Source organism: Ectothiorhodospira lacustris (genome assembly GCF_022227785.1).
GTDB classification, from domain to species: domain Bacteria; phylum Pseudomonadota; class Gammaproteobacteria; order Ectothiorhodospirales; family Ectothiorhodospiraceae; genus Ectothiorhodospira; species Ectothiorhodospira lacustris.
This window is the reverse complement of sequence record NZ_JAJNQM010000006.1, coordinates 62,724-74,501: the sequence shown is the minus strand read 5'-3', so window position 1 is coordinate 74,501 and position 11,778 is coordinate 62,724. Positions and strand designations below refer to the sequence as shown.

Here is an 11,778-nt window from a genome sequence, read left to right as displayed (position 1 = left end):
ACATGATCAAGAGGCTTCCTCATTCAGGGCATAGAGGTCCATTTTTTCTTTCCAGGCCCAGGTGAAATCGGGGCGCACGGGATCCCATAGACGATGCTCGGTGAGATTTGCCAAGGCTTTACTGCTGTAACGGATATCCACATTACCCACCAGTCCGCCGCCCGAACCCTGATGCTCGCCAAGCATGACCACCACGGCACCATAGAGGCTGACGTCGGCCTGTTCAGCATTGAGGATGACGCCATCCCGGAGGATAACCAGACCTTCAAACGTGAATGAACCACTGGAAGGGAACAGGTTGACCGTCTGCTGTGACGCACCGGAGGAAGGGTCACCGGAAATGATCAGTACACCGGCACCGTGAACATCTCCGGAAAGACCAATGCTGCCGGATCCCGTGATGTGATAGACCCCGGGCTCGCTTGTGCCGATGATCTCGCCAAGCGCTGGACTGTCAGCATCCGCGGAGGCACCAAGGTCCACATGGATAATGCGATCAGACGAACCGGCCAGCAAGGTCTGCAGGTATTGCTGCCAGCTACGCACGCCCCCCTCGTTCGGCGAGGACGGCAGTGAAGTGATCCTCAGCTGGGGACTGCCGATCACTTCGCCTTCGGCATCATGCAGTTCGAAAGAACCTGCTTGGTCGCCAGCATCCTGGGGCATCAGGTGGATACCCGCCATGGGCCCGACACCCTCTTCCTGGCTGATCTCCGCCTGACAGCTACCCGACTCACAGCTGACCTGGCTGGGGGGAGTCCAGTCCCTGCCATCGTACTGGATGGTCCTGTACCTTCGCATGGGCAACACCCGATCCTGTTCACAAGCCGCGCCGATGCAGGTGTAGGCGGAATCGGGAGAGGGATCGAACCAGCGGCTGACTTGCAGGACGAGGGCGCGCTGGGCGGCGATCTCCGAATCGGAACTGCGGCCGATCAGGACGACTTCCGCCTGATGCCCGTCAATCATGCTGGCGCTCTCGTCGAGTTCCCAGTAGGCGCCCGGGCCGTCGGCCCCGCCCACATAGTGGCGACCGGCACCGATGAGCTGGACCATGTCCTCCTTCGAACTCCAGAACTCCATGCCGGATGGTCCCGGATCCGCAACCGCCTTGATGACGCTGCCAAGACCGTCCTCCGCCGCCATAAAGGCATCGGAGATCTGCTTGTGGTTACCGGCAATCCTTTCCTGAATCACCGCCGTGCTGATGCCGCTCACGCCCACAAGGGTGGCCAGGACAAGGAGCACCAGGCTGACCACCAGCACGGCACCCCGCTCGCGAACCGGAGAAATGGACATCTCAACCTCCCTGACAAGTCCGTCTGTCGCCTCGATTCATCCATTAGAGCAACCCGATACCCGGAAAACCTTGAACTGGTTCAGAGTTCGGTGCAGGCAAGAGGCTATTGAACGTAAGGCAGAAGGGCGTTGCGCAGCGCCACATGAAATTGCACAAAGTGCTCATGGACGGGCTGATTGGGGGCGGAACGGCTTTCAAAAACCAGGCTGATACGGACGCCGATGGTTTGGCCATTGCCCGGTATCGGGCTGATGACCATGGATCCATCCTTCAGCCCCGGCACCAGCTCATGGTTCTGGGTGGCGCCGTCGCCGCAGCGCAGACCACCGGCCGCCACGAAGTAGAAGACATCCCCTACCCCCACATCAACACCGCACCAGGCCAGATCCCGATCACGGGTCACCCGGAGTACCCCGTTGTCATGCTCCAGGGCACTGGCGCCCCGGATGTCCCGGACCATGAAGTCCACGCCGTAGCCGATGGCCTCTTGGAGGGCGGCCAGGCGCTGAGTCTCCCGATAGGCGGTCTGGTTGCCCAGAAAGACCTGGATCACCCCCGCCAGCAGCAGAAGGCCCAGGACCATGGCCACCATCAATTCCACCAGGGACAGGCCCGACTCACGCGGCAAGGGAATCCGGCAAGAGGAAGGTGCGCTCATGAGCCACCCCCTGTCGGCAGGGTGAGGCGGTACTCGAACTCGAACACCGACTGACCGGAGGGCTCGTCAAATCGTCCCTCGGACCAGCGCACGGTGATGATCCATCCCCTGTCAGGGTCAGGGTCAGGGTCAGGCTTGATGGAACTGGCACTCAAGCCCGGCAAGGTGGCCTTGCCCGGAGTGTAACCGGGTGAATCTGTGTCATTCCCCCAGTCGCTCAGCCATTCGGCCTGGATGTCCTCCGGTTCTTTCCCATCGGCCAGACTCATCCACAGCCGCTCGCCGGCATCCATGGCGATCACGCCGGCCAGGGTGCGCTGATAGGCGGAGTGCACGCCCTTGAGACCGTTCAGTTGCAGGGCCGCCAGCCCCAGCAGGCCGATGGACAACACGACCAGGGCCACCAGGACCTCGGTCAGGGAAAATCCTCCGTACCGCCCGGTACGGTAATAACGCACAGCACATGCAGGCAACATGGGTCGGCACCTCTCGCCAGATGTTCGTCCTTGAGTCCTTGAGTGTACACAGCACTGCGCATTTTTTGATGCACAAGACCCGGCCCCGCAGGTGCAGGGGCCGGGTCAAGCGGCCGTCACTTCAGTTGCGACAGCAGGGCCTCGGCCGCCGCACGCTCGCTGAAGGCATCAGACTTGGCCAGCACGGCTTCAAGCACGGCACGGGCTTCTGCCGAACGCTGGTTGTGATGCAAGGCCAGGGCATGGTGATAGCCGATGGTGGGATCATCCGGCAGGGCCTCGCGAGCGGCCTGGATCAATCGGAGGGCCTCGACGGTATCCCCCTGCGCCAGCAGGGCCATGCCCAGGGTGTCCTGGATGTGAGGAATCTCGGGGGCCAGTCGATGGGCTTCCCGGGCCATTGCCAGGGCGCGCTCGTCCCCCTGTCTCAGATACATGAAGGCGAGATTGTTGAGTAAGATGGCATTGCCCGGCACCTGCTCCACCAGGATTTCATAATGGGGCAGCGCCCGGTCGTATTCCTCCGTTTCCAGGAAGGACGTGCCAAGCACCATCCGCGACTGGGCATCGGCGGGCACCGCGTCCACCCTGCCGGCCAGCAGTCGACGGGCCTGTTGCAGATCCCCTGCCCGGCGCCGGGCCTCGAAGTATTTGATGGCGGACTCGGTGGTGGCCTGGGCCTGATAGGAGGACTCATAGGCGTCGGCCGCCTTGCCGAAGGACTCGGCCGCGTAGTGAACATCCCCCTCCAACAACCACCCGAAGGCACGGCCGGCCTCCAGGGACTGCAGGCGGCGGGACAGGGTCAGAACTTCCTGTGGACGCCCCGCCTCCCGCTCCAGGTCGGCCAGGGCCGCCAGGGCACCCAGATGCTCTGCATCCAGCTCCAGGGACCGGGCCAGGGCGCCTCGGGCCTCGGCCGGGCGCCCTGCCTGGTGCTGCAGCAGACCCAGACGATAATGGGTTTCCGCATTCCGTGGCGCGATCTCGGTGAGGCGCCTCAGATGGGTGATGGCATTGTCCACCTGCCCGGACGCCGCCTGGGACAGGGCCAGGGTTTCCAGCAGAGCGGGATTATCCGGGTTGGCGGCACGCAACCCCTCCAGCAGGGAGACGGCACGCCGGGACTCATCGTTGTTAAGGTAGTAACGGGCCAGCAGGATCTTTGGTTCCAACGCCTCGGGGGCGGCGGCCACCGCTCGCTCCAGCAAGGGGCCGACCCGGGTCCGGTCGCCCCGGTTTTCTTCCAGGTTGGCCAGCAGCAGCAACAGCCGATGGTCATCGGGACGTTGCTGCAGGGAGGACTCCAGAATCTGCCGGGCCTGATCCGGCCCCTCCATCTGCATCGCCAACACCGCCAGATTCCGGGTGGCAATGAGATTACCGGGTTCCTGGCGCCGGGCCCGTTCAAAGGACTCCCGGCCCTGGGCCAGATCCCCCAGCCCCAGATGCGCCACGCCGATCAGGTTGCTGAGCGCGGCCCGATCCGGCTGCTTTTCATCCAGCTCCTGCGCCAGGGTCAGGGCCTCCTGAAAATTGCGTTCTTCCAGCAGCCGCACCACCGTAGCCAGTTCCAGCATCTGCTCATCAGGAATAAGGGATTGCAGGGATTCCAGCTCCTTGAGCCCGGCCACTCGCTCACCGCCTTCGATCAGGGCTCGGGCCAGTCTCATGCGAGCGGGAATGGATTCCGGATCCAGCGCCACCCGTTCCCGCAGCAAACCGATGCCGGCCGCGGCATCGCCGCGCATGGCATGGACGCCCGCCATCAGCTCAAGGGCCAGCAGGTCTGCCGGATCCCGGGCCAGGGCGCGATCCAGGAGTACCTCGGCATCTTCCACCTGTCCGGCCTGCAGGCGGACGGCAGCCAGCAACCGATTGGCCGCAACCGAGTCGGGCTGTACCCGCACGAAACGGCCCAGATGGGTATCGGCCTGCTGGAGATTGCCCAGGGCATAGTGGGCGGCGCCGGCAAAGAACAGGGCCGGCAGATAGCCGGGATTGCCGCGCAGAGCGGTTTCCAGTGCGCGCACGGCGCCCTGGAAATCACGCCCATGGAATCGGATCATGCCGTCGATGTAGGCCGTGGCCGGCAGGTCGCTGCCCAGTCGCACCAACGCCCGATGATCTTCATTGGCCCCCTCCCAGTTCTGACGGGCAATGCGGGTCAGGGCCCGCTTGAAGTGGCCCATGTACGGCATGGCGGCACTTTCGATCATGCGGGTGAAGGCCTGCTCGGCATCATCCAGACGTCCCTGGGTGCGGAAGATCTCTCCCAGCAGATCCCAAGCATCGGTGTAGTTGGGCTGGTGTTCCAGGGCTTCGGTCAGGCGAAGCCTGGCACGGTCGATCTCTCCCTTGAGCAGGTGGACCTGGGCCAGTCCGGTCAGGGCGGGGGCATGATGGGGTGCCAGTTCCAGCGCCTTGCGGAAGGCATCGGCGGCATCATCGGGACGCTCCAACCCCAGCAGTGCCCAGCCCATCAGCACTTCGGCGTCACGGATGTCCTCGGGGCGCTGCAGACGGTCCGGATCAAGGCCGCTGACCACACTGTCGAACCGGCCCTGCATCTGCTGGGCGCGGGCCATGAGTACCGCGGCTTCGGGCGCGTCCCAACCCAGGTGCATAGCCCGCCGAAATTCACCCTCGGCGGCGGCGGCCTCACCCAGTTCCAGATGGGCCACCCCCAGTCGCCAGCGGGCCTCCACATGATTAGGTTCTGTCTGCAGGATGTTTCTGTATTCGATCATCCCGGCGCGCAGGTCGCCTTCCGCCTGAAAGGTCAGGGCGCGCTCCATGCGCTCATCGGCGCTGTAACTGGTCTGGCCACACCCCGCGAGCATGAGCGCCGGCAGCAGGATCAGAGCCGTCACGGAACGGGAAAGCAGGGTCTTTTGCATCATGCGAATGACTCCATGGTGAAGTGCGCACTGGAATGACAGCGGTCCTTGCCCGAGTGTAATCCACTTCCACCACCGCCGACATGTCCGCTGCATTTGCCATCCTTCACCGCTCCATGCCACCATCGCAACCACGTGAAACGAGTGGGATTCCCCGTCTTGGCCGGCATGTCCAACATCATCCTCATCGGCCCCATGGGTGCCGGCAAATCCACCGTGGGCCGCCACCTGGCCACCTATCTGCATCTGCCCTTCGTGGACAGCGACAAGGAAATCGAGCGGCGCACCGGGGTGGACATCCCCACCATCTTCGAATACGAGGGCGAGACCGGTTTCCGGGACCGGGAATCGGCCGTGATCGACGATCTGTGCAATCGTCAGGGCATCGTGCTGGCAACGGGCGGCGGCGTGGTGATGCGCCCGGAGAACCGGACCCGGCTCGCCCGGTGCGGTCTGGTGGTCTATCTGCGCGCCTCGGTGAATACCCAACTACGACGCACCTCCCGGGACCGCAACCGCCCCCTGTTGCAGACCGACAATCCCCGCGCCCGCCTGGAAGCACTGTTCCGTACCCGCGACCCCTTGTACCGGGAAATCGCCCACCTGATCGTGGACACCGACCGGGAACATCTGCGCGGTACGGTCAGGACCATTGCCCGGCGTTTCCGGCGACCGGGGGGGGCTGCCGCCCCCCCCCGCGGTGTGGGTGCGGACCAGGTGGTGGGAACCTGACGCATTCATCCCGGCTTACCGCATCTGGTCTTGGTTTTCACACGTCGAGTATGATGGCCCTATGGACACACTCACCGTTGATCTTGACGAACGTAGCTATCCGATTCATATCGGCCGGGGTCTTCTTGACGAACCGGCGCGGTTTGCCCAGGCCCTTGAGGGCCGGCGGACCATGGTGGTCACCAACGAAACCATCGCGCCCCTCTATCTGGATACCCTCACCCGGACCCTGGCCCGGACCGGTTCCGGCCCGGTGGAGACGGTGGTCCTGCCCGATGGCGAGCAGTTCAAGAATCTGCAGACCCTGGATGCGATCTACACTGCCCTGCTGGAGCGGCGCCTGGACCGCGGTGCCGTACTGATCGCCCTGGGCGGCGGGGTGATCGGCGACATCACCGGCTTTGCCGCCGCCAGCTATCAGCGGGGTATCGATTTCATTCAGGTCCCCACCACCCTGCTCTCCCAGGTGGACTCGTCCGTCGGCGGCAAGACCGGCGTCAATCACCCTCTGGGCAAGAACATGATCGGGGCCTTTCACCAGCCCCGTCTGGTGTTGATCGACACCGACACCCTCAACACCCTGCCCGACCGGGAACTGAGCGCCGGCATCGCCGAGGTGATCAAGTACGGCCTCATCGATGATCCGGAATTCTTCCAGTGGTTGGAACAGCACCTCCCCCGCCTGCGGGCGCGAGACCCGGAGGCCCTGGCCTTCGCCATCCGCCGCGCCTGCGCCGACAAGGCACGGGTGGTGGCGGAGGATGAGCGGGAATCCGGCCGCCGCGCCCTGCTCAACCTGGGCCATACCTTCGGCCACGCCATCGAGACCGGACTGGGCTACGGCCGCTGGCTGCACGGCGAGGCCGTGGCCATGGGCATGGTGATGGCCGCACGGATGTCCTGCCGCATGGGCTGGATGGGCGAGTCCGACATGGAACGTATCACGGCCCTGATCCATGCCGCGGGGCTGCCCGTCGAGGCCCCGCCGGGACTCTCCGCAACCCGGTTTCGGGAGTTGATGGCGGTGGACAAGAAGGTCCGGCAAGGCCGGCTGCGACTGGTGCTCATGCGGGGCATCGGACAGTCACTGGTCACCGCCGACTTCGATCCCCTCGCCCTGGACGATACCCTGGAGGCCTTGGCCCGCCCATGAACACCCATCCGGCGCCCGCCATGGAACCCGAGCGCTTCGCCCCTTATGCGGCGCATGAGTGCAGCAGCCGGGGGCGCCATCACCCTGAAGACCCGCCCCGCTATCGCAGCGAGTTTCAGCGCGACCGGGACCGCATCATCCATTCCACCGCCTTCCGGCGTCTGGAATACAAGACCCAGGTATTCGTCAATCACGAGGGGGACCTGTTCCGTACTCGCCTCACCCATAGCCTGGAAGTGGCACAGATCGCCCGTGCCATCGCCCGGGTGCTGCGTCTCAACGAAGACCTCACCGAGGCCATTGCCCTGGCCCACGACCTGGGTCACACCCCCTTCGGTCATGCCGGTCAGGATGCCCTGAACCTGTGCATGGCCGATTACGGCGGGTTCGAGCACAATCTGCAGTCCTTGCGGGTGGTGGATGTGCTGGAGGCCCATTACGCGGAGTTCGACGGCCTGAACCTGACCTTCGAGACCCGGGAAGGCATCCTCAAGCATTGCACCCCGACGGCGGCACCCACCCTGGGCGATGTCGGGGCCCGTTTCCTCCTCGGCCATCAGCCCAGCCTGGAGGCCCAGCTCAACAACCTGGCGGACGAAATCGCCTACAATAACCACGACGTGGATGACGGTCTGCGCTCGGGGCTGATCACCGTGGATCAGCTACTGGAAGTTACCCTGTTCCGGGAGGCCTTCCATGAGGTGCGCACCCGCTTCCCGACGCTGAGTGAAAAACGCACCCGCCACGAAGTGATCCGCCGTATGATCAACCGTCTGGTCACAGACCTGATAGACAGCAGCCGGGCCCGCATCATCGAGGCCGCCCCGGACAGCCTGGAGGCCGTGCGCCTGCAGCCCCGCCCCCTGATTTGCTTCAGTCCACAGATCCGGGAATATAACCTTGAATTGAAACGGTTTCTGCGTCAGCATCTCTACCGGCATTACCGGGTCAAGCGCATGACCGTCAAGGCAGCCGGGGTGCTGACAGCGCTGTTCCAGGCCTACATGGCCGACCCTGCGCTGTTGCCCACCGAACATGAACACAAGGCGAAACGCCTGGCGGCGGAATCCGGCGACACCGGCCGGGCCCGCGCCATCGCAGACTATCTGGCAGGCATGACCGATCGTTTTGCCATTGCCGAGTACGGTCGCCTGTTCGACCCGAACACACTCTCATGACACCCAGGTAAGCCATGGCCAACGACATGCTGTCCGCCGACTGTCTCGAAAGACTCGGACTCCAGCAACAACCTTTCGGTCCAGTCGCCAACGAGGAATTCCTCTACACGGATCCGGCCACCGACATGCCGGTGAACGTGGTCCTTGAACATCTACGCAATGACCAGAACATCGTCATCCTCAAGGGCGAGCTGGGCGTGGGCAAGAGTACCCAGCTGCTGAAGATACTGGGGCAGGGCCGAGAGAACCTGGACTTCTGTGCCTTCAAGGCCCGCGCCAACATCAGCCTGGCGGCCATCGACTACACCGTGCGTCAGTATTGGAAGGATGCGGCCCCGCCCCAGGGCGGTGATCATCTGGACGGTTTCATGACCGCCATGATCCAGCAGGGTATGCGCCCCATACTGGCCATTGACGATGCCCATCTGCTTGACTCGGAAGTCCTGGCGGAGCTGGTTCAGACCCGGCGCCATGTCCATGATCAGACCGATCGATGTTTCGGCCTGCTGCTGGTGGGCGAACCGGAGATTGAAGAACGTCTGAGCACCCTGGATGAGTCCCTGGACACCCCGGAAACGCAAATGACCGTGCAGATGCGCCCCTTTACCCGGGAGCAGACGGCCGCCTATCTGCGTCACCGGCTTCAGGCCGCCGGTCTGGAAAACCCCCGATTGCTGGACGATGATGCGATCCAGGCGATCCACCGGGATTCCGCAGGGTTGCCCGGACGCATCAATACCCTCGCCAACAAGCGCCTTGCCGCCCTGTTCGGCAACCCGGGCGCTTCCACGGCACCCGAAGACGAGGAAACCGACGACGACGACGGCACCGGCGCCGCTGCGGCCTTCTGGCAGCAGCGCTGGTTTGCGCCGGCAGTGGCCGGCGTGGTCCTGGTGGCCGTGGCACTGACCCTGACCAGCCTCTTCACGGGTCGTGACGATACCCCGGATACCACCCTCAGCCAGCCCATCATGTTGCCGCAGCAACCCTCCCGGCCGGCACCCGTGGAACAGCCTCAGGACCGCATCCTGCAGCCGGTACCGGTTCAGCCTGTGCCAATCACGCCGCCCCGCCCGGCACCGGCACCCGATCCGACCCCGATGCCGGAACCGGAGCCGGAACCCGAATCGATGCCGGCGCCTGAGCCCGCACCTCCCGCCCCGGCACAACCGGCACCGGCACCGGCACCGGCACCAGCGCAACCGGCACCAGCGGCACCGCAACCGCCCGCTCCGGCGCCGACCACGGCAGACGGCAAACGCATCCGTGATGTCCAGTGGCTCCGCGCCCAGTCTCCGGATCGTTTCACCGTCCAGATTCTGGCCGGGGGCAATGAGGCGGCGGTCCGGGACTATGCCCGCAACACCAATCTGCCCGGAGATGTCGCCTGGTTCCCCATGCGGCGTGGGGAACAGACCCTGTATGTGCTGATATTTGGCTCCTATGCCACCGCCGACGCCGCCCGCAGCGCCATCCCTGCCCTGCCGGCGGAAGTCCGGCGCAATCAGCCGTTCATCCGTAGTTTCCGGTCGGTGCAGGACGCGATGGCGAACTGATTCAGCCGCCGGCATGCCCTTCTCCCCTCGCGGGAGAAGGGCCAGGAAAGTCCATGTCCCGCATTCCCCAAACCTTCATTGATGAACTGCTGGCCCGTACCGACATCGTGGAGCTGGTGGGTAGCCGCGTTACCCTGAAGAAACAGGGCCGGGAATATACCGCCTGCTGTCCCTTTCACGCGGAAAAGACCCCGTCTTTCTATGTCACGCCGCAGAAGCAGTTCTATCACTGCTTCGGCTGCGGCGCCCACGGCACCGCCATCAGCTTTCTGATGGAGTACGACAACATGGAGTTTGTCGAGGCGGTGGAAGAGCTGGCTCGACGGGCCGGGATGGACGTCCCTCGGGAAAGCGGCCCGGGACGCCGGGATAGCGAAGACTTCCAGCGCCTCATCGCCGCCCAGGAGGCCGCCGCCGCCCATTTCACCGACAACCTGAGGCACCACCCGGAGGCCGTGGACTATCTCAAGCAGCGGGGACTTACTGGCGAGATCGCCCGGGATTATCGCCTGGGTTTTGCCCCCAACGTCCGTGATGACCTGCTCCGGACCCTGAGCGGGGAATTTGAGGAACAGGAACTGCTCAGCGCCGGCCTGGCCACCCGTCGGGACAGCGGCCCGCCCTATGACCGGTTCCGGGGCCGCATCATGTTCCCCATCCGCGACAGCCGCGGCCGGGTGGTGGGCTTTGGTGGTCGCCTGCTGGGGCCGGGCGACCCCAAATACCTGAACACCCCGGAAACCCCTGTGTTTCATAAGGGTCAACACCTCTACGGCCTGTATGAAGCCCGCAAGGCCTCTCCCCGGCTGGAGGAACTGCTGGTGGTGGAAGGTTACATGGATGTCATTGCCCTGGCCCAGTTCGGCCTGCGCAATGCGGTGGCCACCCTGGGCACCGCCACCACCCGGGATCACCTGGAACGACTGTTCCGGGTGGTCCCGCACCTGGTGTTCTGCTTCGACGGTGATCGGGCCGGCCGGGAAGCCGCCTGGCGTGCCCTGGAGCAGACCCTGCCGGTGATGCGGGACGGGCGTCAGGTCCGTTTTCTGTTCCTGCCGGAAGGTGAAGACCCGGATACCCTGGTGCGCCGGGAAGGTCCCGAAGGTCTGCAGGCACGCATGCGTCAGGCCCGCCCCCTGTCAGATGTGCTCATCGACGGACTCCGGCAGCGCCATGACGCCGGCACCCGGGAAGGTCGGGCCGCCCTGGGCGCCCAGGCCGCACGGCTGATCCGTGACATGCCCGAAGGCCTGCTGCGGGCCCAGATCATCAACGAACTGGCACAACTGGCCAGTGTTTCCACGGATCAGTTCGAACGGGGTCTGGGTCCGCGTGCCCCCGACGACACCCCGGCGCCCTCGCCCCCTCCCCGCCCCTCCCCGGCGACCCGACGGCAACGACTGGAGATCACGCCGGTACGCCTGGCATTGTCGGTACTGCTGGACCAGCCGACACTGGCTCAGGACCTGGGTGACATGCACTGGCTTGAGCACCTGAACACACCGGGAGTCAAAGTCCTGGTACAAGTGCTTGAAACTCTCAGGCAGAACCCCCATCTAACAACCGCGGGGCTACTGGAGCGCTGGCGAGACAGCGAAACCGGCCGGCATCTACTAAAATTGGCCCAATGGCAGCCGCCGCCCAGCCAGGAAGAAGCGGTGCCGAAACTGCTGCAGGATGCCCTGGGCCGCCTGCGTCAACAGTACATACAGCAGCGCACCGAGGCCTTGCTGGCCAAGGCGTCCCGGGCGGCCTTGTCGGATGATGAAAAGGTCGAACTGAAAACCTTGCTGATCAGGAAGCCTCAGTAGGCCACGCACAGCAT

The 11,778-nt window shown here is 64.5% G+C and carries 9 protein-coding genes; 5 read left to right on the top strand and 4 right to left on the bottom strand.

The window, feature by feature from the left end:
• Nucleotides 1-6: 6 nt before the first annotated feature.
• The 4 genes from LQ952_RS02480 to prsT form a co-directional block, all read right to left on the bottom strand.
• Nucleotides 7-1,299: a PilX N-terminal domain-containing pilus assembly protein gene (locus LQ952_RS02480; protein WP_238621078.1), complete on the bottom strand. Its 1,293-nt coding sequence runs from the start codon at nt 1,297-1,299 to the stop codon at nt 7-9.
• Between the two features lie 104 nt (nt 1,300-1,403).
• Nucleotides 1,404-1,958 carry a PilW family protein gene (locus tag LQ952_RS02475; RefSeq protein WP_238621077.1) on the bottom strand — a complete coding sequence of 185 codons (555 nt, stop codon included), beginning with the start codon at nt 1,956-1,958 and terminating at the stop codon, nt 1,404-1,406.
• Nucleotides 1,955-2,434: a type IV pilus modification protein PilV gene (gene pilV, locus LQ952_RS02470; protein ID WP_238621076.1), complete on the bottom strand. Its 480-nt coding sequence runs from the start codon at nt 2,432-2,434 to the stop codon at nt 1,955-1,957. The genes LQ952_RS02475 and pilV overlap by 4 nt, the downstream gene beginning before the upstream one ends.
• A gap of 116 nt (nt 2,435-2,550) precedes the next feature.
• Complete coding sequence (gene prsT / locus LQ952_RS02465) at nt 2,551-5,337, bottom strand: XrtA/PEP-CTERM system TPR-repeat protein PrsT (RefSeq protein WP_238621075.1); 2,787 nt, start codon at nt 5,335-5,337, stop codon at nt 2,551-2,553.
• A 165-nt stretch (nt 5,338-5,502) separates the two neighbouring features.
• On the opposite strand from prsT, the gene aroK reads away from it, so the two are divergent.
• From aroK to dnaG, 5 genes are all read left to right on the top strand, one after another.
• Nucleotides 5,503-6,066 carry a shikimate kinase AroK gene (gene aroK, locus LQ952_RS02460; protein ID WP_238621074.1) on the top strand — a complete coding sequence of 188 codons (564 nt, stop codon included), beginning with the start codon at nt 5,503-5,505 and terminating at the stop codon, nt 6,064-6,066.
• Nucleotides 6,067-6,127: 61 nt separating this feature from the next.
• Nucleotides 6,128-7,219 carry a 3-dehydroquinate synthase gene (gene aroB, locus LQ952_RS02455; RefSeq protein ID WP_238621073.1) on the top strand — a complete coding sequence of 364 codons (1,092 nt, stop codon included), beginning with the start codon at nt 6,128-6,130 and terminating at the stop codon, nt 7,217-7,219.
• The gene (locus LQ952_RS02450) at nt 7,216-8,397 is read left to right on the top strand and encodes a deoxyguanosinetriphosphate triphosphohydrolase (protein WP_238621072.1); all 1,182 of its coding nucleotides are present in this window, start codon (nt 7,216-7,218) and stop codon (nt 8,395-8,397) included. The genes aroB and LQ952_RS02450 overlap by 4 nt, the downstream gene beginning before the upstream one ends.
• A 14-nt stretch (nt 8,398-8,411) precedes the next feature.
• Entirely contained in the window at nt 8,412-9,953 is a 1,542-nt protein-coding gene (locus LQ952_RS02445) for an AAA family ATPase (protein WP_238621071.1), read from the top strand.
• Nucleotides 9,954-10,006: 53 nt separating this feature from the next.
• Nucleotides 10,007-11,764 (top strand): DNA primase, encoded by a 1,758-nt coding sequence (dnaG, locus tag LQ952_RS02440; RefSeq protein ID WP_238621070.1) that lies wholly within the window; start codon nt 10,007-10,009, stop codon nt 11,762-11,764.
• Nucleotides 11,765-11,778 lie beyond the last annotated feature (14 nt).